The organism is Stella humosa (assembly GCF_006738645.1).
GTDB lineage: Bacteria > Pseudomonadota > Alphaproteobacteria > ATCC43930 > Allostellaceae > Allostella > Allostella humosa.
Window position 1 is genome coordinate 1,212,631 of record NZ_AP019700.1, and the last position, 26,264, is coordinate 1,238,894.

Sequence of the window (26,264 nt, forward strand, 5' to 3'; positions counted from 1 at the left end):
GACGACGATGCGCTGCTTCACCGCCTCGCTGGGCACCGAGACAAACACCTTCTCGCCGATGCTGACCAGCAAGCAGGATTTCCTCGACGAGTTCTATGCGCCCGCCGGCCAGCACCCGGACCGGCCGACGCTGTTCGCCGGGCCGCTGTGGGCGGCGCGCAAGCGCATCGCCACCAAGGGCTGGACGGTGATCGAGGGCACCTGCGCCTTCGCGCAGCCGGCCGGCATCACGACGCGGGCGGCCTATGAGGATCTGCGCGACGAGATCCTGGGCCAGCTCAAGGCCGCCCTGCCGGTCGACATGGTGCTGATGGGCCTGCACGGCGCCATGGTGGCCGACGGCTATGACGACTGCGAGGGCGACCTGCTGGCCCGCATCCGCGACATCGTCGGGCCGAAGGTGGCGATCGGGGCGGAACTCGACCCGCACTGCCACCTGACGAAGCAGCGGCTGGCCGCGACCGACGTCATCATCTGCTTCAAGGAGTTCCCGCATATCGACTTCGTCGAGCGCGGCGAGGAGCTGGCGGACGTGATCGAGGCGGTGGCGGCGGGCCGGGTGAAGCCGGTGGCGTCCGTGTTCGACTGCCGCATGATCAACCTCTACCCCACCACGCGTCAGCCGATGCGCGGGCTGGTCGACCGCATCAAGGCGATGGAGGGGAAGGACGGCATCCTCACCATCTCGATCGCGCACGGCTTCCCCTATGCCGACGTGCCCGAGATCGGCACCCGCGTCGTCGTCTATACCGACGACGGCAAGCCCTTCGGCGACGCACTGGCCGAGAAGATTGGCCGCGAGCTGTGGGACCTGCGCGACGAGGCCTATCCGCCCGTGTTGTCGATCGACGATGCACTCGACCGCGCGGTCGCCCGCAACCAGGGCCTGGTCGTCATCACCGACCCGTCCGACAATGCCGGCGGCGGGGCGCCCGGCGATTCCACCTTCGTCCTGCGGCGGATGCTGGAGCGGCGGATCGAGGGCGGCGCCTTCGGCCCGATCTGGGACCCGGTGGCGGTGCGCATGTGCTTCAACGCGGGCGAGGGCACCCGCTTCCAGCTCCGCTTCGGCGGCAAGATGGGCCTGGGCTCCGGCGACCCGATTGACGCGATGGTGACGGTGACGAAGCTGGTGCGCGACGCCACCCAAACCTTCGGCGACGCGCTGGCGCCCTTGGGCGATGCCGCCGCGATCGAGGTCGAGGGCATCGCCGTGGTCCTGACCACCAACCGGCAGCAGGCCTTCGGCACCGACCTTTTCACCAACCTCGGCATCGACCTGGCCCGCCGCCGCGTCTGCGCGGTCAAGTCGACCAACCATTTCTACGCCTCCTACAGCCGCATGGCCGAGGAGGTGCTGTACACCGGCGCGCCCGGCAGCCTGACGCTGGACTTCGCGTCGATCCCCTATACCCGCATCCAGCGGCCGATCTGGCCGCTCGACCAGAACCCCTGGAACCAGGACCGCCCGTCATGAAGTGCTTCACCGCCTCGTTCGGCACCGAGACCAACACCTTCTCGCCGATGCTGACCAGCCGGCAGAGCTTCGAGGAGGATTTCTACGCGCCCCCCGGCCAGCACCCGGACCGGCCGACGCTCTGCACCGGCCCGCTCTGGGCCGCCCGCCAGCGCATCGCGTCCAAGGGCTGGACGGTGGTCGAGGGCTCCTGCTCCTTCGCCCAGCCGGCCGGCATCCTGGTGCGCAAGGATTACGAGGCGATGCGCGACGAGATCCTGGAGCAGTTGAAGGCGGCACTGCCGGTCGACATCGTGCTGATGGGCCTGCATGGCGCCATGGTGGCCGATGGCTATGACGACTGCGAGGGCGACATCCTGGCCCGCATCCGCGAGATCGTCGGGCCGAAGGTGCCGGTCGGCTGCGAGCTCGACCCGCACTGCCACCTGACGGAAAAGCGGGTGGCCGCCGCCGACGTCATCATCTGCTTCAAGGAGTTCCCCCACACCGACTTCGTCGAGCGTGGCGAGGAACTGGCCGACCTCATCGAGGCGATGGCGCTGGGCCGGGTCAAGCCCGTGCAGTCCGTCTTCGACTGCCGCATGGTGAACAGCTTTCCCACCTCGCGCGAGCCGATGCGCAGCTTCGTCGACCGCATCATGGCGATGGAAGGCAAGGACGGCATCCTCTCCATCTCCATCGCCCACTGCTTCCCCTATGCCGACGTGCCCGAGATGGGCACCCGCGTGCTGGTCGTCACCGACGACCAGAAGGCCAAGGGCGACGCCCTGGCGGAAAAGCTCGGCCGCGAGCTGTGGGACCTGCGCAACGAGGTGCGCCCGCCCTTCCTCTCCATCGACGAGGCGCTCGACAAGGCCAGCGCCCGCAATGACGGCCTGGTCGTCATCGCCGACCCGTCCGACAATGCCGGCGGCGGGGCGGCGGGCGATTCCACCTATGTCCTGAAGCGGATGATGGAGCGCGGCATCACGGACGCCGCCTTCGGCCCGATCTGGGACCCGGTGGCCGTGCGCATGTGCTTCAACGCGGGCGAGGGCACGCGCTTCCAGCTCCGCTTCGGCGGCAAGATGGCGGCCACGTCCGGCGATCCGATCGACGCCATGGTGACGGTGACGAAGCTGGTGCGCAACGCCACCCAGACCTTCGGCAAGGCGCTGTCGAACATCGGCGACGCGGCCGCGATCGAGGTCGACGGCATCGCCATCGTCCTGATCGACAACCGCACCCAGGCGCTGGGCAGCGACCTGTTTTCGAACCTCGGCATCGACCTCGCGACCAAGCGGCTCTGCGTCGTCAAGTCGACCAACCACTTCTACGCCTCTTTCAGCAAGGTGGCGCAGGAGGTGCTGTACATGGACGCCCCCGGCCCCCTACCGCGCGACTTCCTGCGCCTGCCCTATACCCGCGTGCAGCGGCCGAAATGGCCGATGGATGCCGACCCGTGGGCGGCGTGACGGCATGACCGCCGCTGCGTCCCTCGACTGCTCACGCCGCTCCGCGGCGCTGCGCGCTCGGGATGAGGGGGGCGGAAACCGGCGCCGACGATGGTGGAGCGAACGGACCATCCTCACCCCGAGCGCGGGAGCGCAGCGAGCAGTCGAGGGCGCACCGGCCCCGCCCAACCCTCCCGTCTCTACATCCTGAAAGCTGACCCGATGCGCTGCTTCACGGCCTCCCTGGGGGCGGAGACCAATACCTTCTCGCCGATGCTGACCAGCCGCGACGGCTATCGCGAGCGCCTGCATGTCGGCCCGGGCGAGCATCCCGAGCGGCCGACGCTCTATGCGGCACCGCTATGGGTCGCGCGCCAGCGGGCGAAGACCAAGGGCTGGGACGTGGTCGAGGGCTCGTGCTTCGCCGCCAACCCGGCCGGCAACACGGTCCGCCGAGACTATGAGGCGATGCGCGACGAGATCCTGGCCGAGCTGCGGGCCGCCATGCCGGTCGACATCGTCCTGATGGGCCTGCACGGCGCCATGGTGGCCGACGGCTATGACGATTGCGAGGGCGACCTGCTGTCGCGCATCCGCGAGATCGTCGGGCCGAAGGTGCCGGTCGGCGTCGAGCTCGACCCGCATTGCCACCTGACGAGGCAACGCGTCGCCGCGTCCGACGTCATCATCTGCTACAAGGAATTCCCCCACACCGACACGGTCGCCCGGGCCGAGGAGCTGGCCGACATCATCGAGGCCCAGGCGCTGGGCCAGGTGAAGCCGGTCATGTCGGTCTTCGACATGCGCATGCTGAACGGCTTCCCGACCTCGCGCCAGCCGATGCGCGGCTTCGTCGACAAGATCATGTCCATGGAGGGCAAGGACGGCATCCTCTCCATCTCCGTCGCGCACGGCTTCGGCTATGGCGACGTGCCCGAGGTGGGGGCGAAGATGCTGGTCGTCACCGACGACCGGAAAGAGTTTGGCGATGCCCTGGCCGAGAAGCTGGGCCGCGAGCTGTGGGACCTGCGCGACGAGTTGCGCCCGCCGGCGCTCTCGATCGACGAGGCGCTGGACCGCGGCACAGCACGCAACCAGGGCACCGTCGTCGTCGCCGATGGCGCGGACAATGCCGGCGGCGGGGCGGGCGGCGACAGCACCTTCATCCTGCGCCGCATGATGGAGCGCGGCATCACCGAGGCGGCCCTGGGCCCCATCTGGGATCCGGTCGCCGTGCGCATGTGCTTCAACGCGGGCGAGGGGACCAGCTTCCAGCTCCGCTTCGGCGGCAAGGTGGCCGTCACCTCCGGCCAGCCGATCGACGCACGGGTGACGGTGCTGAAGCTGGTGCGCGGCATGACCCAGACCTTCGCGGGCGAGCTGCGCTCGGTCGGCGATGCGGCCGCCATCGACGTCGACGGCATCGCCGTGGTGCTGATCAGCACGCGGTTGCAGGCGCTGGGCACCGACCTCTTCACCAACCTCGGCATCGACCTGGCCCAGCGGCGCATCGTCGTGGTGAAGTCGACCAACCACTTCTTCGCCGCCTTCGGCCCGATCGCCGAGGAGGTGCTCTACACCAGCGCGCCCGGCCCGCTGCCGCGCGACCTGCGCACGCTGCCCTACAAGAAACTGCCGCGGCCGATCTGGCCGTTCGACGAGAACCCGTGGAAGTGACGCCCATGACCAGCAGCCCCAGCTCCAGCCCCAGCCGCCCGAACTCCACCGTCTATGACCGGCTGGGCGTGCCCACCGTCATCAACGCCCACACGACGGCCACCCGCCTTTCCGGCGGCATCATGAAGCCCGAGGTGGCCGACGCCATGCGCGAGGCGACGCAGTGGACCGTCGACATGGCGACACTCGAGGGCCGCGCGTCCGAGCTGATCGCGGGCTATACGGGGGCGGAGGCCGGCTACGTCACGGCCGGTGCCGCCGCCGCCTTGCTGCTGGGCACGGCCGCCTGCGTCACGGGCCTGGACCCCGCCAAGATGAACCGCCTGCCCGACACGCGCGGCATGAAGAACGAGGTGGTGGTCGCCCGCAGCCACCGCAACTTCTACGACCACGCGGTGCGCGCGGCCGGCGTGACGCTGGTTGAAGTAGGAATTTCGGACCGATACTCCGGCGCTGGCGTGCGCGACACCGAGGCGTGGGAGATCGCGGCCGCCATCAACGAGTACACCGCCGCCGTCCTCTACGTCGCCGGCCGCGACGCCCGCCCGACCTTGCCCGAAGTGGTGGCCGCCGCCCATTCCAAGGGCGTGCCCGTCCTCGTCGATGCCGCGGCCCAGCTTCCGCCCGCCGCCAACCTGAAGCGCTTCATCGCCGAGGGGGCGGACCTCGTCTGCTATTCCGGCGGCAAGGCGATCGGCGGCCCGCAGGCCTCCGGCATCCTCTGCGGCAAGCGCGACCTGGTGATGGCGGCGGCCCTCCAGCACCTCGACCAGGACATCTTCTGGGAACAGTGGAACCCGCCCGCCAGCCTGTTCGACAAGGACCGCATCCCGGGCCTGCCCCAGCACGGCATCGGCCGCCCCGCCAAGGTGGGGAAGGAGGCGATCGTCGGCCTGCTGACCGCGCTGGAGCTGTTCTTGGCCGAGGGCGACGACGCCCGCATCGCCCGCTGGACCGTGCTGATGGAGAACCTGGTGGCGGGCCTGGCCGGCATCCCCCACGCCACCGTCACGCTCGTCCGCGACCGCCGCCGCCCGTCCGTCCCCACCGTCCACCTGGCGCTGGACGAGGAAGCCGCCGGCATGACGGCACTGGACCTCGTGCGGCGATTGCAGGACGGTACGCCGTCGGTCCACGCGAACCCGTCGCGGGTGCATGACGGGCTGGTGCTGTTCAGCCCGGTGGCGTTGAAGCCGGGGGATGAGTGGGTGATTGCGGAGCGGGTGAGGGAAGAGGTCTGATAGACCTACTTTAGACTGCGACTGGGTCGGAGGGGCTTTGTCCACATAAATTGCAACCAGATGGTAGACTGACCTTGCGAAATATGGTTTTCTAAATCTTTATTTCAACTATGAGTGGGGACGCTATGGCTCTCACCTTTGATGCCCCCAATGAGAATTTGCTCAGGGAGCTCCAGCAAGTCCAAAAAGATGCATTCCAAGTATCAGACAATATCGGGCGTCTAAATGCTGTTCCGCTAGGATTCCCAAAATTAGCTATTGTGGATCTTTGTGCTTCATTGGCTGGATTAGTCAACGGAACCGCTGAGCAGTGTCGAGTCCAACTTGAGTCGGCTAGGAATATTCTCCCAAGAGTTCGTAGAGAATTTTTTTATTTTGATGAAACGGAGTCTGAGCATGAGGGTGCTGATGATGAAATTCGTTTTTATCGCGGTATGCACATCGATAATCTCTTAAATTTACTTCTAGCTTCCGTTACCACGGCGTTGGAAGAATATAGGCTCCAGTCACAAGTAAAATTTGATGATAAAACGCAGCCAGATGATGTCGGAACGATAAATAATACAGATATTATCTCTAGTGTGTTTAATATTTCTGACTCGATTGGCGACAAGGTTCTGTTTGCAGCGAGCGAACTTGATAGACAAAAGGTGTCAGAAACAAAGAATGGTGACATTCTGCGAAGAAGGCTTGTCGATAGTGCCAATCTTTCTCTTGCGGCTCGGTCTCAAGTTGGCATGCAGCCTCTGGTGCGTCGCTGGCTGAGTGCCATTTCCGTCGCTCTACGCATGTCACCAGCACTCATTGGGGCCGCTGGGCGAGCAATACACATTGGTACCGAGATCGCGCAGCCTCTTGCTGATTGGTGGGTCGCATTCGTTCGAGATCACCTAGAGTCTACTATTAAGACGGTTCGAGGGTTGGGGGATGCCCTTCAACGTATTGAGGTACGACTAAGTAAAATTGGCAACAAAGAAGAAGCGCCAGACATTGAGTCTGGCAACATAGATTCTATTAAAGCAGAAACGGAAGTTAGAGCGCTGCTGCTCGCGGGAGAAAAGCCACCAAAGAAGTTAGCTGATCTGGTGGGTAAAATTGATTTGCAAGGTACCGCAGAGAAGAACAATGTAATTCCGCATTGGGAATATTTATCCGAACTCTCGAATGTTCGTGATGTAAGACTAACAAGAGCGAATTTTTCAATTCGAAATGACTCTGGTATCTTAGAGAATATGGCGAGTATAAGAGCTCTGCGCATCTCTGCGGCGGGCGATATATCTGGACTTAGTCGTCTGTCCAAATTGGAGCATCTATCTATAGTAGGAGGATCAATATTAACTCTCCAGCCCGTTCAGAATATGACTAACCTAAAGACTCTGTTTATCAGATCTGACAACAGCGTTAATCTAGATCCGATACTGGACCTAAAAAGTTTGTCGTATTTTTCTTTACATACAAAGTCTGACATTGTTGTGCCAAATTTGTCTCCAATACCAGGGTTGCGTAAATTGATAATCAGCGCGAGGCGATTGGTGGATATATTTGCTGTCAAAGGTCTTGCGGAGATAGAATCTTTTACCGTTCACTATTCTGGTATCGGAGGGTTAGATCCGTTAGCGGATTCGAAGGCATTGACACTTTTGTCTATTGGTGCACCGGCGCTGAAAAGTATAAAGCCAATAGAAAATCTACATAATATAGAGAGATTAACTATTTATGCAAATTATCCAAACAATTTGGACGTAGTAGGGAATCTTGTAAACTTAAAAGAACTTAGTATTCAGTGTGCGAATCTTTCTGATATATATTTTATGCAGAATCTAAAAAAACTTGAGCGTTTATACATTTCTAGTGCGCCGCATATGATTAATGTAGAACCGCTGAAAGATTTGGAAAATCTCAAGCAAGTAAGGCTCCATAATACGAAAATCACAGGGCTGGATAGATTATTCGGAGTTGAAGTTATTCAGACGGGTTAGTTTCCTGGGTTTCAGGTGGTAACTGTCGCCGCGGGGGAGACAGCGCCGGCCGATCCAAATGTGCCCTTTACACCTCCACCTTGAAGCCTAACTCCACCTCGCTCCCTGGCAACCCGCGAAACCCCCAATCCTCCCGCGGCGCTTCTACCAACACCGTCTTCACGTCCGTCGCTGGCACGCCGAACGGCGCAAGCTCGTCGACCAGCGCCCGGTACAGCCGGCGCTTGGCCTCCAGCGACCGGCCGGAGAACAGGGTGACGGCGATGACCATGTAGCTCGGCCCCCGGCCGGGCGGGGCGATGAGGGCATCGGCATCGTATTCGGTGAGGAACACGCAGCGGTCAGTCTCGGGGATGAGGAGGCCGGTGCATAGCGCGCGCTGGACGGCCTCGATCACGTCCTGCCGGCGCTCGCCGATCCAGCCGCGCCGCGTTTCGATCCTGGTGTAGGGCATGTCGTCTCCTGCCGGTCTGTCGTGTCGCTCGGGCGCGACTGTGCGGCAGGAGTGGCGGCGGGAATAACGGGAAGATATGATCGCATCCATCGGGTTTCCCGATGGCTTGTTTCCCTGATGGTGCGATGGCGCGCTTCGATCTCGAACTGCTGCATGCGCTGGTGGTGATCGCCGAGGCGGGCAGCCTGACGGCGGCGGCACCGCGCCTCTGCCGGTCGCAATCGGCCGTCAGCGAGCAGGTGCGCAAGCTGGAGGCGTTCTGCGGCGTGCCCCTGCTGGTGCGCGGCAAGACCGGTGCGCGGCTGACCCCGGCGGGGGAGCGCCTGGTCGCCCATGCCCGGCCGCTGCTGGCGGCCAGCGACGCGGCCTTGCAGGAGATGCGCGGCACGCGGCTGGCGGGCGACCTGCGCCTGGCGATCACCGACTATTTCCGGCCCGCCGCGGTGGCGGCCTTCCTGAAGCATCTGGGCGCGGAATACCCGCGCCTGCGCCTGCATGTGTCGATCCGCAAGAGTGCGGTGATCGAGCAGGAGGTGGGCAACGGCGATTTCGATATCGGCCTCACCATGCGCTACCTCGACGGCTCGCCGCCGCCGAACGATGGCCGCATCCTGCTGGGGCGGGAGCCGCTGGTGTGGATCGCCCACCCTGCCTTCGCCGCCGGCCCCTCCGACTGCCTGCCGCTGATCGTGCTGCCCGACCATTGCTCGCTGCAGCAGCAGGTGGTCCGCGTGCTGGACCGCCACGGCATCCGCTACGACGTGGTCCACTCTGCCACCGGCGTCGGCGGGCTGCAGATGGCGCTGTCTGCCGGCCTCGGCGTCGCCTGCCTCAACCCATCGGCGACGCCGGCCGACGTTGCCCCGTTCGACTGGAACGGCCGCCTGCCGCCGATGCCGGACGTGGAGTTCGGCCTGTTGCCGGCACGGGCCGCCGAGCCACCGCTGGTGGCCGAGGTCCGCCAGATGCTGGCGCGGCACCTGGCCGACCCCTCCCTGGCCAGCCCGGCCGCTACGCCGTCGGCCGCTGCCCGAGCCGCTTGAGAAGGCGCACGCGGCCGTTCAGCACGTGCCGCTCGCCGGCCTTGCGCGCGCGATCGGCCTCGCCGGCTTCGATCGCCTCGACGATGGCGACATGCTCGGCGTCGGACTCCTGCATCATGGCGCTTTTCGACAGCACCTCGCGGCGCGACAGGTGGGCCTGCTTCAATAGCGTGTCGTAGATCTCGGCTGCCTTGCGGTGGCCGGCGAAGTCCATCAGCGCGTCGTGGAAGTCGAGGTTGCCCTGGTAATAGGCGGGGCCGTCGCCGGCCTTCAGGGCGGCCGCCATCTGGTCGACCATGCGGCGCAGGGCTGCCTTCTGCTCGGCCGTGGCGCTGCGGGCGAGGCGCTGGCAGGCGAAGCCGGTCAGCAATGCCCGCATGTCATAGAGTTCCAGCAGCTCCTCGGGCGAGACCTCGCGCACGAAGACGCCGCGGTTGGCGATGCTGGTGAGCAGGCCGCTGCGCTCGAGCGCGCTGGCGGCCTCGCGCACCGGCCCGCGGCTGACGCCCAGCCGCTGGGCCAGGTTCTGCTCGCTGATGCGGGCACCCGCCTTCAACTCGCCGCTCAGGATCATCCGCTCCATCTCGCGCAGCACGATCGAGGCCAGCGATTCCGACCGGCGCAGCGCGATGGCGGCCGTGGCGGACGGGGAGGGGGCCGTCAGGGCCGCGTCGTCGTCGCCGCGCATCAAACTGTTGACAGTTTTCACCTTGCCGCCCACGATCATCGCTTCCCCGCCCGATTGCCGTCGCCCGCCCCATCGCCGCGCGGGTTGCGGTCCCGCGCCCAGGAGCCCCCGATGCTTAAACCTCGAATCGCCCGCATGCCACTGCTCGCAGGCGTTGCGGCTGTCCTGGCCGCGTCCGCCGCCGCCGGCCTCGCCCCCATGCCCGCCGCAGCCCAGGAAGGCAAGACCCTGCGCGCCACGCTGCATGCCGACGTCCGCGCCCTCGACCCGATCTGGAGCACCCAGGTCATCACCTCGATGCACGGAAACATGATCTTCGACCGGCTGTTCGCGACCGACGAGAAGCTGGAGCCACAGCCGCAGATGGTCGAGAAATGGACCGTCAGCGAGGATAAGAAAACCTACGTCTTCACGCTGCGCGAGGGGCTGAAGTTCCATGACGGCACCCCCGTCACGTCGCGCGACGTGATCCAGTCGATGAAGCGCTGGGGCGTGCGCGACGCCGGGGCCAAGATCCTGTTCGGCTATACGGACGCGCTGACGCCGCGGGACGACCGCACGTTCGAGTGGAAGCTGAAGGAGCCCTTCGGGCTGGTCATCGAGACGCTGGCCAAGAACAGCAGCGCCCTGCCGGCGGTGATGCGCGAGAAGGACGCGATGACCGACCCGTTCCAGCCGGTGCAGGAGATGGTGGGCTCCGGCCCGTTCGTCTTCCAGCGCGCGGAATGGGTGCCGGGGTCGAAGACCGTCTATACGAAGTTCAAGGACTATGTGCCGCGCGCCGAGCCGGCGTCCGGCCAGGCGGGCGGCAAGGTGGCGAAGGTCGACCGGGTGGAGTTCATCACCCTCTCCGACCCGCAGACGCAGCAGGCAGCCCTGGTGGCGGGCGAGATCGACTTCCTGGAGGCCCCCCAGGTCGATTTCCTGCCGATCCTGGAGGCCACGCCCGGCATCACCATCACCGCCCACCCGGCCGCGGGCGCCATCGGCGTCATCCAGCTCAACCACCTGCACCCGCCCTTCGACAAGGTGGAGGCGCGCCAGGCCATGCTGCACATCCTGCACATGCCGGACTATCTCAACACCTTCGTCCCGGACAGGAAGCTGCAGAAGCTCTGCTACTCCTATTTCGGCTGCGGCACGCCGATGGAAACCGACGCCGGGTCGGACGTCTACAAGTCGGCCAAGAAGGACCCGAAGGCGGCCGAGGCCCTGTTCAAGGCGGCCGGCTACAATGGCGAGCCGATCACCATCCTGCATTCGACCGACCACTGGATGATCAACCCGGCGACCCTGGTGCTGATCCAGCAGATGCGCCGCGCCGGCCTGAAGCTCGACGTGCAGGCGATGGACTGGGGCGCGGCCAGCGCGCGCCGGGCCAAGAAGGAGCCGCCGGCCCAGGGCGGCTGGAACATCTTCATCACCGGCACCACCGTGCTGGGCTCGTCCAACCCGATCGCCAACAACTGGATCGGCATGGGCTGCGAGAAGGCCAATTTCGGCTGGCCCTGCAACGCCGCCTTCGAGGACGTCCGCCGCTCCTGGGGCATGGCCCAGACCCTGGCCGAGAGGAAGGCGATCGCGGTCGACCTGTCGAAGCGTGCCTACGAGCAGGTGCCGTTCATCCCCTTCGGCCAGTGGGTGTCGCCGATGGCCTATCGCTCCGACCGGCTGTCGGGCGTGCTGTCGAACCCGTCGATGCCGCCGATGTGGAACATCGAGAAGAAGTAGGGGAAGAAGTGGGGAGAGCGGCAGGCGGGGCCTAAGCGAACCGTCCGCCGTTCTCCGCCGTGAATCGGGACAGGATGCGGGCGAATGCCCGTTCGCCATCCCGTGAAGGGCCGCTGGCGATGCCGATGTCCCATTCGCGGCCCAGTTCGGCGATCGCGGCATCGGTGAACGATATGCTCGCGCCGGCATCCTCGAGCCGAGGCTCCAATACCGATCGTCCCGTCCCCGGCGGATTTCTCATACGGACACCATATCACCGCTTCGGGCGGGCGCAGTCCACAACGGACGCTTGCGATCCCATACCCATGCGCTAGCTTGAAGCCCGCGACGCAGCCGTGGCAGCGGGGGACAAGCGATGTTCAGGCGAGCCCATCTCTTGGCGGGGTTGCTCGTGCCGCTGGCATCGCTGCCGGCTGCGGCGCAGATGTTCGAGGTCAAGCTGACCTGGACCAGCGAGGCCGGCACCAAGGCGATCGCCGGCTGGGCGGTGCGCGAGACGGGGCAGAACCATGGCCCGGTGGACGTGCCCGCCGGCCAGAAGGTCGAGCGCATCGTGCATTGGCAGCCCGCACGCGATGTTCCCGTCCAGAACCACGATCTGGCCGTCACGCTGCCCGGCAATCGCGGCTGCCGGGCGACCCTTGAGCTGAAGATGACCTATGGCGCGGCGGGGGCGACCGTTGGCAATCCCTTCAGTTGCGCGATCGTCAGCCAGAGTTACGACCGGGTGACCTGCGGCTTCAGCGCCGTGGGTAGCTGGACGAATTCCTATCCCATCTCCGGCGCCTGCGACGTAACCATCGGCTTCGCCGCGTACTGACGGGGAAGGGTGCGTCCCTCATCCCGCCCGCCCTACTCGAACGAGTCGTAGTCGCCCTGGCAGCGGAAGAAGGGCAGGCGGTTGCCGGGGGTGGCGTTGCGGCACTCGCCGTCGCTTTCCAGCCGTGCCTGTTCGTCGGGCGGGGTGGCGACAGCCATGCAGCCGCCAAGGCCGAACAGCAGCAGCAGGGCCGCCAGGCGCTTCACCGGTCCGTCACCGTCACGCAGCCGTCCGCGACCGTCAGCGCGGCGCCCAGGGGTGCCGACGATGCCACCAGCAGGCGCAGCTCTTCGGCCACTCCCTCGGGCGGGACGATGACGGTCTGGTTGGCGTCGTTGCGCTGCACGAAGGAGAAGCTGGTGCGCTGGATGCGATCGTCAACCAGGTCGAGGCGCACCATCAGGCCGGTCCAGTGGGTCAGCGCCACGCCGCCATGCTCGGCCTGGAAGCTGAAGCCGCCGGCGCCGTAGACGATCGTCCGGCCGCGATAGCGCTCGATCGCCAGCGGCGCGTGCGGGCCGTGGCCGAAGACGATGTCGGCACCGGCGTCGATCGCGGCATGGGCGTATTCGCGCATATAGGCCAGCACGTCGTGCTTCAGGCCCCAGTGGCACGACGCGACGACGAAGCCGGCCTCGCGCCGCAGCGCCGCGATGTCGGCGGCAAAGGCCGCCAGCCCGTCGCGGTCGGCCCAGGTCACGACCTCCGGCGGCACGCCGGGCCGGGTCAGGGTGTGGCCATGCTCGATCATCGGGCGATAGGCGGTGTGGCCGAGGATGGTGGCGACGCCGGGGCCGCGCGCCGTCGCTGGCTGGCCGCGCCAGAAGACGGCGGTGCGCTGCAGGATGCCGATGCTGAGGCCATTGCCGTCGACGATGGCGGGTGCGCGGGCCGCCGCCAGGTCGGCGCCGCTGCCGGCATGGGCGATGCCCGCGCCGTCGAGTGCCGCCAGCGAGCCGAGGATGGCGGCCGCCCCCACATTCACGTTGTTGGCGGTGCCGACGGCATCGACGCCAAGGTCGGCCAGGGCTGCCGCCAGGCGGGCGGGTGCGTAGAAGCCGCGCGTCTCGGCATAGCCGGCCGGCGGGTCGAACAGGCAGCATTCGAGGTTGGCGAAGACGAGGTCGGCGCCGGCCAGCGCCGGCTTCACCCGGTCGAACAGGCCGGCCGCGTCCGCCACGCCCAGGAAGTTGATATCGCCCAGCAGGAACAGCGTGCGCTTCATCGGTCGGTCCCGGCCCTTCGCCTGTGGAGGGGCGGTTTTCGCCCGGATGGGCTGGCGGAGCAATCTCGACAGGCCGGGCACTTGGCCGCATTCTGTCTGGTGACTGGGTCGAGGGAGTGCGGGCGATGGCGGACGGCGGCAACGGATTCGGCAGTGCGGCGGCCAAGGTGGACGAGGCGCGGCTGTGGCAGCGGCACGTCGACATGGCGAAGCTGGGCGGCACCCCCAAGGGCGGCGTGCGCCGGCTGGCGCTCGATGCCAACGACATCGCCGCGCGCCGCCTGCTGGCCGACTGGGCCAAGCCCTACGGCTGGCAGGTCAGCATGGATGCGATCGGCAACCTCTATATCCGCCGCCCCGGCACCGACAACGATGCCGACCCGGTGCTGTCCGGCTCCCACACCGACACCCAGCCGTCGGGCGGGCGCTTCGACGGCATCTATGGCGTGCTGGCCGCCTTCGAGGCGATGGAGGCGATCGAGGCCGCCGGCATCCGCACCCGCCGCCCGATCGAGACGGTGGTGTGGACCTGCGAGGAGGGCGGCGCGCGCTTTCCCATGGGCACGATGGGATCGGGCGTCTTCGTCGGCCGCACGCCGCTGGCCGATGCCCGCGCCGTGGCCGACTATGACGGGGTGACGGTGGGCGAGGCCGTCGACGCCGCCCGGGCGGCCCTGCCCGACCTGCCCGAGCGCACCTTCGGCTTTCCCATCGCCGCCTTCGTCGAGGCCCATATCGAGCAGGGGCCGATCCTGGAGGAGAAGGGGCTGCAGATCGGCGTCGTCACCGGCATCCAGGGCGCCCGCCGCTTCCGGGTCGAGATCGAGGGCGCGGACGCCCATGCCGGCACCACCCCGCGCGCGCGCCGCAAGGATGCGCTGTCGGCCGCCGTCGCCATGGTGGCGGCCCTGGAGAAGGTCTTCCACGACGACCCGTCGGACACGGTGCGCTTCACCGTCGGCCGCTTCGTCGTCACCCCCAACGCGCCGGCCGTGGTGCCGGGGCACGTCGCCTTCACCATCGACTTCCGCCACCCCGACGACGCCGTGCTGACCAGCCTCGGCGACCAGGTGGAGCCGATCTGCCAGGCCAACCGCAAGGGCTGCGCCGTCACCGTCCACCAGACTGCGCGCGGCAAGCCCTTGACCTTCCTCGACCTCGTGCCGGGCGCCGTGGACCAAGCGGCAAAGGGCCTGGGCCTGGGCCACATGCGCATCAACTCCGGCGCCGGCCACGATGCCGGCCCGATGCAGGTGGCGGCCCCCAGCGGCATGATCTTCGTGCCCTGCGAACACGGCATCAGCCACGCCGAAGCCGAGAACGCCACCCCCGCCGACCTCGCCGCCGGCGCGCGGGTGCTGGCGGAAACGCTGGTGACGCTGGCGGGGCGGTAGCGCCCCGACGCTACCGATCCCGTCGCAGCCGGCTTTCGACGTTCATCCGCTGATGAAGGATGCGGACGATTTCGAGCGCATCGTCCCCTGCGAAGCGGTAGCAGAGAAGGTGGGCGCCGACGGCGAGCTTCCAATAGCCGGGCCGGACGCCCGCGATCCTGCCCCCCTGCCGCCGGCCATCCGCTATCGCCTGTCCGGCGGCGATCAGGGCTCGCAGGTACTCGTCCGCCTGGTTGCTACCCCAGCGGTCTGCAGAATAGTCCCAGATCTCGTCAGCATCCCTGCGGGCGGCCGGCAGGAGACGCAGCCTCCTCACTGACCCTGGCCGGCCCGCTTTTCCTGGAGAAACCGCTCGATGTCGAAGTCTTCGGCCGAGCCGCTTTCTTCGCCCTCGATCAGTGCGGCCCTGAACGCCTCGATCTTGCGCTCGTGATCCTCAAGCAGATGCAGGCCGGCCTGGATGACATCGCTGGCCGAGCGATATCTGCCAGCGGTCAATTGCCGGTCCACGAAGGCCAGGAAATGGTCATCGAGCACGACCGAGGTGTTCTGCGCCATGGCTGTCCTCCGATCCTGAACGCTCCGATAGTTGTTCGCGCGGGTGGCGATTGGCAAGACGCCTACCCGATCCCGTCCGTGCCTACCCCGCAGACGATGGCGACGACGCGCTCGTCGGCGCGGGGCTTGTAGGCGCCGGCCATCAGGGCGGCGACGGCGGCCGCACCCGACAGTTCGGCCGCGACGTTGTGCTCCTGCCACAGCCAGCGGGCGGCCGTCCGCATCTGCTCGTCGTCGACCAGGATGAAGTCGTCCACATGGCGCTCGATGACGGCGAAGGTGCGGGGGTCGGTCGCCTTGGGGGCCAGCGTGCCGGCGGCCGTCGTCACCCGGTCCAGCGTGACGACGCGGCCGGCGCGGTGGCTCTCGTAGAGGGTGGGGGCGCCCGTGGGCTCGATGCCGACGATGCGGATGCCGGGCCGGCGCGCCTTGGCCGCCGTGGCGACGCCGGCCGCCAGCCCGCCGCCGCCGATCGCCACCAGCAGGGTGTCGGCGTCTGGGATCTGCTCCAGGATCTCCAGCCCCAGCGTGCCCTGGCCCGCCATCACCGCCGGGTCGCCGAACGGGTGAAGGTAGGCCTGGCCGCTCGATTGCGCGTGGGCCAGCGCGGCGCGGTTGCTGTCGTCCCACACTGCGCCCTCGATGCGCACATCGGCCCCCCAGGACTTCAGCGCGGCCACCTTGGCCGCCGGCACGGTCTCCGGCAGGAAGATCGTCGCGGGCAGGCCGGCCCCATGGCCGGCGAAGGCGACTGCCAGCCCGTGGTTGCCGCCCGATGCCGTCACCAGCCCGCGCGCGGCCGCCGCCGGGTCGAGCGAGCGCAAGGCGTTGATGGCACCCCGCGGCTTGAACGAGCCCGTGACCTGCAGGCATTCGAGCTTGAGCGCGACGCGGCCGGCCAAGGCCGCGCGGGCGGGGGCGGCCTCGACCCAGGGCGTGCGGCGCACGGCGCCGGCGATGCGGGCCTGGGCCCGCTCGATATCGGCGATGGTAACGGACATGGACGGGACTCCGGTCGGATGGGCCGCCCTTATACCCGTCCTACGGGCGATCGAGATACTCCCGCGCCAGATTGACGGAATCCCGTTCGCCGACCGCATCCCAGTGGGCCGCCAGCCACTCGTCGGCGGCCCGGCGCCCGCGGTCGCGCAGGTCGCTGAGGAAGCCCCAGTCGGCGTTGAACTTGCTGGCGGCGCTGAGGTCGAGCAGCTCCTGGTCGGCGCGGATGGCATGCATGCGGATATCGCGCACGCGGTCCCGGTGCTCGTCCTTCAGCCAGTCCTCGCGCACCAGCCGCTGGACGAAGCGGATCGCGCGCAGTTCGGCGATCAGCGAGGCGTTGAAGGTGATCTCGTTCAGGCGGTTGTTGATCTCGGGCGCGGTGCGCGGGATCGTGTCGCGCTCGATCGGGTTCACATGCAGCACCAGCAGGTCGGGCGTGCGCGTGTGGTAGAAGAAGGGCCACAGCGACGGGTTGCCGACATAGCCGCCGTCCCAGAAGGACTCGCCCGCGATCTCCACCGCCTTGTAGAGGAAGGGCAGGCAGGCCGACGCCATCACCACGTCCAGCGTCACCTCATGGGCGTGGAAGACGCGCACCCGGCCGGTGCGGACGTTGGTGGCGCTGATGAACAGCCGGGTGTCGTCGCAGCCCTGCAACGCCGTGAAGTCCACCAACTCGCCCACGATGTCGCGCAGCGGGTTGAGGTCGAGCGGGTTGAACTCGTAGGGCGACAGCATCCCGGTCATGGCCGAGAAGGCGCGGTAGCTCGGCATGTCGTCGAAGTTCCACGAGCCCGTCCACCAATGGCCCCAGGCGCTGGCGCCGATCGGGCTGAAGACGCTGCCGGCCTGGCTGATGCGCCGCCAGAAGCGGTCGAGTAGCGCGCGTGCCCCCGCCGGACCGCCGGTCAGCTTGCCGTAGGTATAGACGACGGCGTTCATCGACCCGGCACTGGTGCCCGACAGGCCCTCGATCTCCACCCGGCCATCCTCCAGCAGGCGGTCGAGGATGCCCCAGGTGAAGGCGCCATGGGCGCCGCCGCCCTGGAGGGCGACGTTGATGGGCTTGGGCTTGGCCGGTTGGGCGGGGGTGGTGATGTCGGTGCTCATACCCCGACATAGGGTCTTTGCTGCAATGCAGCAAGGTCAGTCGGCGGCGGCCGCCCGCGGCCCGTATTGCCGCCCGGCCGCACCCGCCGAGACATAACCGTCGGCCACGTCGTCGGCCACGCGCGCCGCCTCGCGCCCGGCCGGGTCGCCCCAGCCACCGCCGCCGGAGGTCACCAGGCGGATCGCATCGCCCACGGCGAGCGGCAGGCCAGCCACCTTGGACGGCAAGGACTGCCAATCGTCGCTGCCACTGCGGCGCACCTCCAGCCGGCCGGTGCTGCCGGGCTCGCCACCCTCCAGCCCGTAGGGGGCGAACTTGAAGCGGTCGAGGTTGGCGGCGAACCGACCCTCGGGCGCGGTCAGCAGGAACGAGCGCTCCAGCCCCGTGCCGCCGCGGCGAAAGCCCGCCCCGCCGGTGTCGGGCGCCAGGCCATAGCGCAGGAAGCGCACGGGGTAAGTCGCTTCGATCATCTCGACGGGCGAGGAGGAGATGTTGTGGAAGCCGCAGGAGAAGGCGGCCGCCCCATCGGCATCCGGATGTCCGCCCCAGCCGCCGCATTCCAGGTCGAAATAGACCTGGCGCTGCCCGTCCGTCCGGCGCGACCCCAGGGCATAGGCATAGCTGACGCCGTAGTAGGCGGCCGGGATCTGTCCCGGCAGGGCGCCGGCGAAGGCCCCCAGCACGGCATTCACCACCCGGTGGCCGATCGCCATGCGGTTGGCGACGGGCGCCGGCGACAGGGCGTTGACGACGCTGCCGGGCGGGGCGGCGATCGTGATCGGGCGATAGCAGCCGGCATTGGCCGGGATGTCGGCGCCGATCGCCATCATCACGCCGCAGATGACGGCCGAGCTGGTCATGTTCAGGGTGCAGTTGACCGGACCCGCGGCCTGCGGGCTCGATCCCGCCAGGTCGACCGCGATGGTGTCGCCGGCCACCGTCAGGGTGACGGCCACGGCCAGCGGCCGGTCCTCGATCCCGTCATCGTCGACATGGTCGGTGAACTTCCAGGTGCCGTCCGGAATGGCGGCGATGGCGCGGCGCATCGCCGCCTCGGACTGGTCCTGGATGGCGTCGGCCGCGGCCTGCAGCGTGTCCGGCCCGTAGCGCCGGGCCAGCCGCTGCAGGTTGGCGACGCCGACGTCGAGCGCGGCCAGTTGCGAGGCGAAGTCGCCGCCGACATTCTCGGGCTCGCGGCTGTTGCGCAGCAGGAGCTGGATCACCTGCTCGTTGCGCCGCCCGCGCTCCACCAGCTTCAAGGGTGGGATGCGGAAGCCCTCGTGGAAGATCTCGGTCGCCTGGGCGTAGTAGCTGCCCGGCGCGCCGCCGCCCACGTCCAGGTGGTGGACCAGAATGCCGGCGATCGCCACCAGCCGGCCGTCGACGAAGACCGGCTTGAAGGTCTGGATGTCGGGCAGGTGCTGGCCGCCGGCATAGGGGTCGTTGGTGACGATGACGTCGCCCTCGTCCCAGCCTTCGATCGGGAAGGGGCCGGCCAGGATGTCGGCCAGGCAGCTCGGCATGGAATTCAGGTGCACCGGCATGCGCGCCGCCTGGGCGATGCTGCGGCCGTTCGCGTCAAAGACGCAGGTCGAATAGTCCAGGATCTCGCGCACCACCGACGACCGGCTGGTGCGCCAGACGGTGATGCTCATTTCCTCGGCCGCGGCCACCAGGGCGTGGCGGATGATCTCCAGTCGGATGGGATCGGGGCGGATCGGGTCGGGCCGGATGGGGTCGGGTGCCGTCATGTCCGGTCGGTTTCGGCCATGCGCGGCTGCCAGGTCATCAGCCGGCGCTCGACGATGCCGACGATGCCGTCCAGCACCAGGGCGAACGCCGTCAGCACGGCGATGCCGGCGAAGACGGTGTTGATGTCGAACGTCGCCTCGGCCTGGAGGATCAGGTAGCCGACGCCGCGGGCCGACCCCAGATACTCGCCCACCACCGCGCCCACGAAGGCCAGGCCCACGGCATTGTGCAGGCTGGCGAAGACCCAACTGGTGGCACTCGGCAGGTAGATCGCGGTCAGCAGTTGGCGCCGGTTGGCGCCCAGCATGCGGGCGTTGGCGAGGATGGTCGGGCTCACCTCGCGCACGCCCTGGTAGACGTTGAAGAAGACGATGAAGAAGACCAGCGTCACGCCCAGCGCCACCTTGGACCACATGCCGAGCCCGAACCACACCGCGAAGATCGGCGCCAGCACGACGCGCGGCATGGAGTTCGCCGCCTTGATGTAGGGGTCGAGGATGGCCGACGCCATTTCCGACAGGCCGAGCCACAGGCCGATCAGCAGGCCCGCGACCGAGCCGATGGCAAAGGCCAGCATGGTCTCCACCAGCGTGATCCACAGGTGGCCGTAGATCTCGCCCGACACGAACCAGTCGACGATGCGGTCGGCAACCTTCAGCGGCTCGCCGAAGAAGAAGGCGGCGCGGTTGGGCCGGTCGAAATAGAAGTTGGGCAGCAGGCCCGGCACCGTCAGCAGGTGCCAGGCGACGAGGACGGCGACCAGGAGCGCCACCTGGTAGATGCGCAGCCGCACGCGGCTGATGCGCAGACGGGTTGCCATCGCCGTTCAGGCCGCCCGCTGCCGGGCATAGGCCTTCAGTACTTCTTCGCGCATCACGTTCCAGATGTCCTTGTGGAAGGCGAGGAAGCCGGGGTCCATGCGGATCTCCGACACGTCGCGCGGCCGCGGCAGGTCGATGACGAAGTCGCCGATCGGGTGCGTGCCGGGGCCGGCTGACAGGGCGACAACCCGGTCGGACAGCGCGATCGCCTCCTCCAGGTCGTGGGTGATGAAGAGGACGGACTTGCGGTTGGCCGCCCACAGCGCCAGCAACTCGTTCTCCATGAGCTGGCGGGTCTGCACGTCGAGCGCGGAGAAGGGTTCGTCCATCAGCAGGATGTCGGGGTCGAGGATCAGCGTCTGGGCCAGCGCCAGGCGCTTGCGCATGCCGCCCGAAAGCTGGTGCGGGTAGCGGTCGCCGAAGCCCGACAGCCCCACCCGCCGCAGCCATTCCTGGCCGCGCTCGACCGCCTCGGCCCGCGCCACGCCGCGGAACTCCAGCCCGGCCACGACATTGCCGATGGCGTTGCGCCATGGCATCAGCGCGTCGGTCTGGAACATGTAGCCCGCCCGCCGGTTCACGCTGCCGTCGAACGCCATCGGCTGGCCGAACACCTCGACCGTGCCCGACGACGGCGCCAGCAGCCCGGCGGCGACGTTGAGCAGGGTCGACTTGCCGCAGCCGGTCGGCCCCACCACCGACACGAACTCGCCCGCCTCGACCACCAGCGTGGTGTCGGCGACCGCCGTGTAGGTGCCCTGGCCGTCCGGCGACGGGAAGCGGCAGGTGATGTCGCGCAGCGCCAAGGCCGGGGTATGGCTGGCCGGCGTATGGCTGACCGGGATCGTCATCTGGCCGCTTCCGTCCTGCCGCTCAGGCCTTGTGCTTCTCGTTGGCCTTCTTCGCGAAGTCATTGGTCCAGGTCAGGCCCAGCTTGATCGTGTCGCCCTTGATCGCGGGGTCCGACGTGGTCAGGAACTTCAGGCAGGTCTCGGGCGCGTTGTCGGGCATCAAGCCGTCCGGCGACATCACGTCCTTCACGTTGACGAATGCCTTCTTGTACAACTCGCGGTCGCCCAGCAGATAGCCGGCGGGGACGGTGTCGGCGACCTGGTCGGGCGTCGCCTTCTGCAGCCACTGGTTGGCGCGGACGATGGCGTTGGCCAGCGCCTGCACGGTGTTCGGGTTGGCCTTAACGAAGTCGGACGTCGAATAGAGCGAGGCCGCCGGCAGGGCGCCGCCGAACACATCCATGTTGCCCTTCATCGTGCGGGTGTCGACCACGACCTTGATGGCGCCCTGCTGCTCCAGCATGGTCACGACCGGATCGGTCTGCGACACGCCGTCGATCTCGCCCTTGTCGACGGCCGCCACCACGGACGCCCCGGCGCCGGTGCCGATCGCGGCCACGTCGGTCGCCTTCAGCCCGGCCTTGGCGATCCAGTAGATCAGCAGCATGTGTGTGCTGGACCCGGGCGCGGTGACGCCGAACTTCATGCCCTTCACGTCGGCCGCCGACTTCACCTTGTCGGCACGGTCGGCCTTGATGCCGATGGCGATCTGCATGCCCCGCCCGATCAGCGCGAAGGACTGCACTTCCTGCCCGCGCGCCTGCATGCGGATGGTGTGTTCGTAGGCGCCCGCCACCACGTCCGCGCTGCCGCCGACCAGCGCCTGGAGCGAGCGGCTGCCGCCGGCGAAGTCGTTGATCTCGAGGTCCAGCCCTTCGTCCTTGAAGAAGCCCTTCTGCTCGGCGATCGTCAGCGCCAGGTAGTAGAGGGCGGACTTGCCGCCGACGGCCAGCGTTACCTTCGGCTTCTCGAGCTTGCCCTGGGCGAACAGCGGACCGGTCCAGGCGCTGCCGAGGGCGCCGGCGCCCACCAGGGCCGCCGTCGATTGCAGGACCTGCCGGCGTCCCAATCGCTTGTCGAGCATGTGCGTCTCCTCCGATCCGATTGTTCCGATTTGCGCCCGTTTCCGGCGCCGGCCTCATGGGCCAGGATCGGCGGCCAGGATGCCGAACGCCCGTCGCGCCGTCCATCCTCGAATATCGCGCATAGGGTGGGGCCGGGTACCTAGCCTGCGGGCGGCCGCTCCCAGGTCGCCACGAGGTCGCCGGTCGCCGCCGGCGCCATGGTCCAGCCCGGCGGCAGGTAGAGCGTGGAATGCGGCTCCTCGATGATGGCCGGCCCGGCCAGCGGCTCGATGCCGAGCGCGTCGCGGTCGTGCACCGGCACATCCACCCATGCGCGCTCGATCCAGATCCGGCGCGCTCCCTTGGCGGCCGAGCGTTCGGCCGGCGTGAAGGGGCGGGGGCGGGGTTTGGCGAGGCGGCCGACCGCGGCCAGGCGCACGGTGACGACGTCGGGCACGGCCGCCGCGTCGCTGTGCGCGTACTGCATGGCGTGCCGGCGATGGAAGTCGGCCGCGGCCTCGGCCAGGGCGTCGGCGTCGAACGCCCGGTCGGGCAGCGGCACGGTGATCTCGTAGGCCTGGCCCTTGTAGCGCAGGTCGAGCGCGAAGCGGAACTCGCGCTCGCCCGCCGGCACCCCGTCGCGGGCGAGCAACGCGTCGCCCTCCTGCCGCAGGGTCGCCACCAGCGGGGCCAGTTCGGCCACCGCACCGGCCAGGGCCGGCACCAGGCGGGAGCGGGCGAGGTCGTGGACGATATCGGCGAAGAGCATGCCCCAGGCGCTGAGCGTGCCGGGGTCGCGCGGGAAGATGACGGTGTCCGCGCCCAGGGCCTCGGCCACCTCGACGGCATGCAGGCCGGCAGCGCCGCCGAACGAGACGACGGCGAAATCCTTGGGGTCCAGCCCTTTTTCGAACAGCGACAGGCGGGTTGCGTTTGCCATCGTGGCCACGCCCACCGCCAGCAGCCCGGCCGCAGCCGCTTCCAGCCCCAGGCCGAGCGGACCGGCGACGCCGTCGGCCACCGCCTGGCGGGCGGCCGCGCCGTCGAGCCGCATCGTCCCACCCAGGAAGAAGCCGGGATCGAGGCGTCCCAGCACGACATTGGCATCGGTCACCGTCGCCAGCCTGCCGCCGCGGCCATAGCAGGCGGGGCCGGGTACGGCGCCGGCACTGGCCGGGCCAACCGACAGGCGGCCGGTCGCGTCGACCGCGGCGATCGAGCCGCCGCCGGCCCCGATCGTGCGGATCTCGATCATCGGCAGGCGCACCGGGCAGCCGTCGATCTCGCCCTGCGTCACCAGCCGGGTATGGCCGTCATGGACGATCGAGATGTCGAAGCTGGTGCCGCCCATGTCGACGGCCACCAGGTTCGGCCGACCCAGGGCGGCGGCCAGCGTCTCGGCCGCGAGCGCGCCGCCGGACGGGCCGGACAGGATCAGGCGGGCGGGCTCCTCGGCCGCGACGGCGGGCGTGGTGACGCCGCCGTTGGACTGCACGAGGTAGATCGGCGCGGCGAAGCCGGCGGCCGCCGCCCGGGCGCCCAGCTTTTCGATGTAGGACGCGACGACCGGCATCAGCAGGGCGTTGAGGACGGCGGTCGAGGTGCGCTCGAACTCGCGGATCTCCGGGCTGATGGCGCTGGAGCGCGAGACGTGGCAGCCGGGGATCTCGGCCCGCAGGATGGCGGCCAGGCGTTCCTCGTGTGCCGGGTTGGCATAGGCGTGGAGCAGGGACACCACGACCACGTCGATGCCGGCCGACCGGATCTCGGCGGCGACGCGACGGGCGTCTGCCTCGTCCAGCGGCTCGACCACCTCGCCCGCGGCGTCCAGCCGCTCGCGCACGCCCCAGCGATGGCGGCGCGGGATCAGCAGCGTGCGCGGCTCGGCGATGCGCGAATAGATCTCGCGCCGGACATGGCGGCCGATCTCCAGCACGTCCTCGAACCCGGCCGTGGCGATCAGGGCGCCGCGGGCCAGCCGGCGCTGGAGCACGGCGTTGGTCGCGATCGTCGTGCCGTGCATCAGGCCAGAAACCCGCGCGATCTCGAATCCCAGCCTCTCGGCTGCCTCGGCGATGCCGCGCATCAACCCCTCGGACGGGTCGGCCGGCGTCGTCGGCACCTTGTGGGCGGCGGTCTGCCCCGTCGCCTCGTCCAGGATCTGCAGGTCGGTGAAGGTGCCGCCGATGTCGACGGCGATACGGACGGAACCGGCGAAGGCGGGCATGGAACCTGTCGGATTGGTATCGGTCGGCGGGAAGCCGAGGCTAGCACGCGGGCCGCGCGGGCGGCTATGATCGGCCATCCATTCCGCGCCGTACCCCCGGATACAAGGAACCTGAACCATGCGCGCATCGCCGATCCGCGACTTCAACGTCGGCCGCTCCGCCAACTATGCCGAGGACGGAATGGTCGCGACCGCGCACCCGCGCGCGACGCTGGCCGGGCTCGACGTGCTGCGCCGCGGCGGCAATGCCATGGATGCGGCGATCACGGCGATCGCCATGCTGTCGGTGATCGAGCCGCAGTCGACCGGTATCGGCGGCGACTGCTTCGTCATCTATTGCCCCAAGGGCGGCGCGCCGATCGGCCTCAACGGTTCGGGCCGGGCGCCGGCGGCGGCCAATGTCGGCTGGTACAAGGATCGCGGGATCTCCAAGATCGAGCTGCGCACGCCGCATGCCGTCACCATCCCGGGCGCCATCGACGCCTGGTGCAAGCTGGCGGCCGACCATGGGACGATGCCGCTGTCCGAGCTGCTGGCGCCCGCGATCAAGGCGGCCGAGGAAGGCTTCATCCTGACCCCGCGCGTGGCCCATGACTGGGCCGGCAGCGTCGACAAGCTGCAGTCCGACCCCGACACCGCGCGCTCCTACCTGCCGGGCGGCAAGGCCCCCGGCGTCGGCGACAAGCATCGCTCGCCCGAGCTGGGCGCCACTCTCCGCCTGATCGGCGAGAAGGGCCGCGCCGGCTTCTACGAGGGCCGCGTCGCCGAGGACATCGTCGCCAAGCTGAAGTCGCTGGGCGGCCTGCACGAGCTGTCGGACTTCGCCGCGCAGGAGTGCGAGTACGTCACCCCGGTGCAGACGAACTATCGCGGCTACGACGTGTGCGAGATCCCGCCCAACGGGCAGGGGCTGACCGCGCTCATCATCCTCAACGTGCTGGCCGGCTACGACCTGTCGGAAGGGGCGATGTCGGAGGCCGACCGCATCCACCTGCTGGCCGAGGCCGGCAAGGCCGCCTACTGGCGGCGCGACACCTACTTCGCCGACCAGCGCTTCGCCGAGGTGCCGATCGAGCGCCTGCTGTCGAGCCAGGAGGCGGATTCCATCCGCAAGCGCATCCGCATGGACGAGGCCCATGCCGGCGTCCACTACAACGGCGTCGAGCACAAGGACACGACCTACCTCTGCGTCGTCGACAAGGACCGCAACGCCGTCTCCTTCATCAACTCGCTGTTCGCGGGCTTCGGCAGCGGCATCACGGCGCCGAAGTCGGGCGTCATCCTGCAGAACCGCGGCATGGGCTTCCGCATCGACGACGACCATCCGAGCCGGATCGAGGGCGGCAAGCGGCCGTTCCACACCATCATCCCCGGCATGCTGCTGAAGGACGGGAAGGCGGTCATGCCGTTCGGCGTCATGGGCGGCCACTACCAGTCGGTCGGCCATGCGAACCTCATCTCCAACATCATCGATCGCGGCGACGACCCGCAGGAGGCGATCGAGCGCCCGCGCACCTTCGCCTATGAGGGCGAGCTGAAGCTGGAGGACCCGATCGGCGAGGACATCGCAGGCGACCTGGCGGCCCGCGGCCATGTCATCGGCCGCTTCGATGCGCCGACCGGCGGTGCCCAGGCCATCTGGATCGACCATGAGCGCGGCGTGCTGATCGGCGGGTCCGAGAAGCGCAAGGACGGCTGCGCGCTCGGCTATTGATG

The 26,264-nt window shown here is 68.2% G+C and carries 23 protein-coding genes; 10 read left to right on the plus strand and 13 right to left on the minus strand.

Going from position 1 to position 26,264, the window contains the following annotated elements:
• Positions 1-7 precede the first annotated feature (7 nt).
• The 5 genes from STVA_RS05760 (at position 8) to STVA_RS05780 (ending at position 7,807) form a co-directional block, all read left to right on the plus strand.
• On the plus strand, positions 8-1,477 hold the full coding sequence (locus STVA_RS05760) for a M81 family metallopeptidase (protein ID WP_123689538.1): 1,470 nt from the start codon (positions 8-10) through the stop codon (positions 1,475-1,477).
• On the plus strand, positions 1,474-2,931 hold the full coding sequence (locus tag STVA_RS05765) for a M81 family metallopeptidase (protein WP_123689537.1): 1,458 nt from the start codon (positions 1,474-1,476) through the stop codon (positions 2,929-2,931). The genes STVA_RS05760 and STVA_RS05765 overlap by 4 nt, the downstream gene beginning before the upstream one ends.
• A gap of 201 nt (positions 2,932-3,132) precedes the next feature.
• On the plus strand, positions 3,133-4,587 hold the full coding sequence (locus tag STVA_RS05770) for a M81 family metallopeptidase (RefSeq protein ID WP_123689536.1): 1,455 nt from the start codon (positions 3,133-3,135) through the stop codon (positions 4,585-4,587).
• Positions 4,588-4,592: 5 nt separating this feature from the next.
• On the plus strand, positions 4,593-5,828 hold the full coding sequence (locus STVA_RS05775) for an aminotransferase class V-fold PLP-dependent enzyme (RefSeq protein ID WP_123689535.1): 1,236 nt from the start codon (positions 4,593-4,595) through the stop codon (positions 5,826-5,828).
• A gap of 125 nt (positions 5,829-5,953) precedes the next feature.
• Complete coding sequence (locus STVA_RS05780; RefSeq protein ID WP_142235675.1) at positions 5,954-7,807, plus strand: leucine-rich repeat domain-containing protein; 1,854 nt, start codon at positions 5,954-5,956, stop codon at positions 7,805-7,807.
• A 67-nt stretch (positions 7,808-7,874) separates the two neighbouring features.
• Here the strand turns inward: STVA_RS05780 and STVA_RS05785 are convergent, their stop codons facing one another.
• Entirely contained in the window at positions 7,875-8,261 is a 387-nt protein-coding gene (locus tag STVA_RS05785) for a tautomerase family protein (RefSeq protein WP_123689534.1), read from the minus strand.
• A gap of 125 nt (positions 8,262-8,386) precedes the next feature.
• On the opposite strand from STVA_RS05785, the gene STVA_RS05790 reads away from it, so the two are divergent.
• Entirely contained in the window at positions 8,387-9,304 is a 918-nt protein-coding gene (locus tag STVA_RS05790) for a LysR family transcriptional regulator (RefSeq protein ID WP_123689533.1), read from the plus strand.
• Here STVA_RS05790 and STVA_RS05795 read toward each other — a convergent pair.
• Positions 9,273-9,992 carry an FCD domain-containing protein gene (locus STVA_RS05795; protein ID WP_123689893.1) on the minus strand — a complete coding sequence of 240 codons (720 nt, stop codon included), beginning with the start codon at positions 9,990-9,992 and terminating at the stop codon, positions 9,273-9,275. The genes STVA_RS05790 and STVA_RS05795 overlap by 32 nt on opposite strands.
• A gap of 135 nt (positions 9,993-10,127) precedes the next feature.
• Here STVA_RS05795 and STVA_RS05800 point away from each other — a divergent pair, with 135 nt between their 5' ends.
• The gene (locus tag STVA_RS05800; RefSeq protein WP_245978296.1) at positions 10,128-11,723 is read left to right on the plus strand and encodes an ABC transporter substrate-binding protein; all 1,596 of its coding nucleotides are present in this window, start codon (positions 10,128-10,130) and stop codon (positions 11,721-11,723) included.
• A 391-nt stretch (positions 11,724-12,114) separates the two neighbouring features.
• Positions 12,115-12,543 (plus strand): hypothetical protein, encoded by a 429-nt coding sequence (locus tag STVA_RS05805; protein ID WP_142235676.1) that lies wholly within the window; start codon positions 12,115-12,117, stop codon positions 12,541-12,543.
• A 32-nt stretch (positions 12,544-12,575) separates the two neighbouring features.
• On the opposite strand, the gene STVA_RS27550 is transcribed toward STVA_RS05805, so the two are convergent.
• Together STVA_RS27550 and STVA_RS05810 are read right to left on the minus strand one after the other, a co-directional pair.
• The gene (locus STVA_RS27550; protein WP_170216435.1) at positions 12,576-12,749 is read right to left on the minus strand and encodes a hypothetical protein; all 174 of its coding nucleotides are present in this window, start codon (positions 12,747-12,749) and stop codon (positions 12,576-12,578) included.
• The gene (locus STVA_RS05810; protein WP_123689531.1) at positions 12,746-13,768 is read right to left on the minus strand and encodes a CapA family protein; all 1,023 of its coding nucleotides are present in this window, start codon (positions 13,766-13,768) and stop codon (positions 12,746-12,748) included. Before STVA_RS05810 ends, STVA_RS27550 begins: the two co-directional genes overlap by 4 nt.
• Positions 13,769-13,893: 125 nt before the next feature.
• Here STVA_RS05810 and STVA_RS05815 point away from each other — a divergent pair, with 125 nt between their 5' ends.
• Positions 13,894-15,162 (plus strand): hydantoinase/carbamoylase family amidase, encoded by a 1,269-nt coding sequence (locus tag STVA_RS05815; RefSeq protein WP_123689530.1) that lies wholly within the window; start codon positions 13,894-13,896, stop codon positions 15,160-15,162.
• 10 nt (positions 15,163-15,172) lie between these two features.
• Here the strand turns inward: STVA_RS05815 and STVA_RS28520 are convergent, their stop codons facing one another.
• The 9 genes from STVA_RS28520 to STVA_RS05860 form a co-directional block, all read right to left on the minus strand.
• The gene (locus tag STVA_RS28520; protein ID WP_123689529.1) at positions 15,173-15,478 is read right to left on the minus strand and encodes a type II toxin-antitoxin system RelE/ParE family toxin; all 306 of its coding nucleotides are present in this window, start codon (positions 15,476-15,478) and stop codon (positions 15,173-15,175) included.
• Positions 15,475-15,720 carry a type II toxin-antitoxin system ParD family antitoxin gene (locus tag STVA_RS05825; protein ID WP_123689528.1) on the minus strand — a complete coding sequence of 82 codons (246 nt, stop codon included), beginning with the start codon at positions 15,718-15,720 and terminating at the stop codon, positions 15,475-15,477. Before STVA_RS05825 ends, STVA_RS28520 begins: the two co-directional genes overlap by 4 nt.
• 62 nt (positions 15,721-15,782) lie before the next feature.
• A complete protein-coding gene (locus STVA_RS05830; protein ID WP_123689527.1) occupies positions 15,783-16,721 on the minus strand; it encodes a threonine ammonia-lyase in 939 nt (312 codons plus the stop codon).
• A 40-nt stretch (positions 16,722-16,761) separates the two neighbouring features.
• Positions 16,762-17,832: a patatin-like phospholipase family protein gene (locus STVA_RS05835; protein WP_123689526.1), complete on the minus strand. Its 1,071-nt coding sequence runs from the start codon at positions 17,830-17,832 to the stop codon at positions 16,762-16,764.
• A 36-nt stretch (positions 17,833-17,868) separates the two neighbouring features.
• Positions 17,869-19,584, minus strand: a complete 1,716-nt coding sequence (locus STVA_RS05840) for a hydantoinase B/oxoprolinase family protein (protein WP_123689525.1) — start codon at positions 19,582-19,584, stop codon at positions 17,869-17,871.
• Positions 19,581-20,405 carry an ABC transporter permease gene (locus tag STVA_RS05845; protein ID WP_123689524.1) on the minus strand — a complete coding sequence of 275 codons (825 nt, stop codon included), beginning with the start codon at positions 20,403-20,405 and terminating at the stop codon, positions 19,581-19,583. Before STVA_RS05845 ends, STVA_RS05840 begins: the two co-directional genes overlap by 4 nt.
• Positions 20,406-20,411: 6 nt before the next feature.
• A complete protein-coding gene (locus STVA_RS05850; RefSeq protein WP_123689523.1) occupies positions 20,412-21,257 on the minus strand; it encodes an ABC transporter ATP-binding protein in 846 nt (281 codons plus the stop codon).
• A 22-nt stretch (positions 21,258-21,279) separates the two neighbouring features.
• Entirely contained in the window at positions 21,280-22,341 is a 1,062-nt protein-coding gene (locus tag STVA_RS05855; protein WP_123689522.1) for an ABC transporter substrate-binding protein, read from the minus strand.
• Positions 22,342-22,481: 140 nt separating this feature from the next.
• Positions 22,482-24,548 carry a hydantoinase/oxoprolinase family protein gene (locus STVA_RS05860; protein ID WP_123689521.1) on the minus strand — a complete coding sequence of 689 codons (2,067 nt, stop codon included), beginning with the start codon at positions 24,546-24,548 and terminating at the stop codon, positions 22,482-22,484.
• 118 nt (positions 24,549-24,666) lie between these two features.
• Between STVA_RS05860 and ggt the strand changes: the two genes are divergently transcribed.
• A complete protein-coding gene (gene ggt, locus STVA_RS05865; protein WP_245978295.1) occupies positions 24,667-26,262 on the plus strand; it encodes a gamma-glutamyltransferase in 1,596 nt (531 codons plus the stop codon).
• The last annotated feature ends 2 nt before the right edge of the window (positions 26,263-26,264 follow it).

What these genes read in the sequence shown, in the direction of transcription:
- STVA_RS05760 (WP_123689538.1), top strand. Translation starts at nt 8, where the DNA reads ATGCGCTGCTTCACCGCCTCGCTGGGCACCGAGACAAACACCTTCTCG.
- STVA_RS05765 (WP_123689537.1), top strand. Translation starts at nt 1,474, where the DNA reads ATGAAGTGCTTCACCGCCTCGTTCGGCACCGAGACCAACACCTTCTCG.
- STVA_RS05770 (WP_123689536.1), top strand. Translation starts at nt 3,133, where the DNA reads ATGCGCTGCTTCACGGCCTCCCTGGGGGCGGAGACCAATACCTTCTCG.
- STVA_RS05775 (WP_123689535.1), top strand. Translation starts at nt 4,593, where the DNA reads ATGACCAGCAGCCCCAGCTCCAGCCCCAGCCGCCCGAACTCCACCGTC.
- STVA_RS05780 (WP_142235675.1), top strand. Translation starts at nt 5,954, where the DNA reads ATGGCTCTCACCTTTGATGCCCCCAATGAGAATTTGCTCAGGGAGCTC.
- STVA_RS05785 (WP_123689534.1), bottom strand. Translation starts at nt 8,261, where the DNA reads ATGCCCTACACCAGGATCGAAACGCGGCGCGGCTGGATCGGCGAGCGC.
- STVA_RS05790 (WP_123689533.1), top strand. Translation starts at nt 8,387, where the DNA reads ATGGCGCGCTTCGATCTCGAACTGCTGCATGCGCTGGTGGTGATCGCC.
- STVA_RS05795 (WP_123689893.1), bottom strand. Translation starts at nt 9,992, where the DNA reads ATGCGCGGCGACGACGACGCGGCCCTGACGGCCCCCTCCCCGTCCGCC.
- STVA_RS05800 (WP_245978296.1), top strand. Translation starts at nt 10,128, where the DNA reads ATGCCACTGCTCGCAGGCGTTGCGGCTGTCCTGGCCGCGTCCGCCGCC.
- STVA_RS05810 (WP_123689531.1), bottom strand. Translation starts at nt 13,768, where the DNA reads ATGAAGCGCACGCTGTTCCTGCTGGGCGATATCAACTTCCTGGGCGTG.
- STVA_RS05815 (WP_123689530.1), top strand. Translation starts at nt 13,894, where the DNA reads ATGGCGGACGGCGGCAACGGATTCGGCAGTGCGGCGGCCAAGGTGGAC.
- STVA_RS05825 (WP_123689528.1), bottom strand. Translation starts at nt 15,720, where the DNA reads ATGGCGCAGAACACCTCGGTCGTGCTCGATGACCATTTCCTGGCCTTC.
- STVA_RS05830 (WP_123689527.1), bottom strand. Translation starts at nt 16,721, where the DNA reads ATGTCCGTTACCATCGCCGATATCGAGCGGGCCCAGGCCCGCATCGCC.
- STVA_RS05835 (WP_123689526.1), bottom strand. Translation starts at nt 17,832, where the DNA reads ATGAGCACCGACATCACCACCCCCGCCCAACCGGCCAAGCCCAAGCCC.
- STVA_RS05840 (WP_123689525.1), bottom strand. Translation starts at nt 19,584, where the DNA reads ATGACGGCACCCGACCCCATCCGGCCCGACCCGATCCGCCCCGATCCC.
- STVA_RS05845 (WP_123689524.1), bottom strand. Translation starts at nt 20,405, where the DNA reads ATGGCAACCCGTCTGCGCATCAGCCGCGTGCGGCTGCGCATCTACCAG.
- STVA_RS05850 (WP_123689523.1), bottom strand. Translation starts at nt 21,257, where the DNA reads ATGACGATCCCGGTCAGCCATACGCCGGCCAGCCATACCCCGGCCTTG.
- STVA_RS05855 (WP_123689522.1), bottom strand. Translation starts at nt 22,341, where the DNA reads ATGCTCGACAAGCGATTGGGACGCCGGCAGGTCCTGCAATCGACGGCG.
- STVA_RS05860 (WP_123689521.1), bottom strand. Translation starts at nt 24,548, where the DNA reads ATGCCCGCCTTCGCCGGTTCCGTCCGTATCGCCGTCGACATCGGCGGC.
- ggt (WP_245978295.1), top strand. Translation starts at nt 24,667, where the DNA reads ATGCGCGCATCGCCGATCCGCGACTTCAACGTCGGCCGCTCCGCCAAC.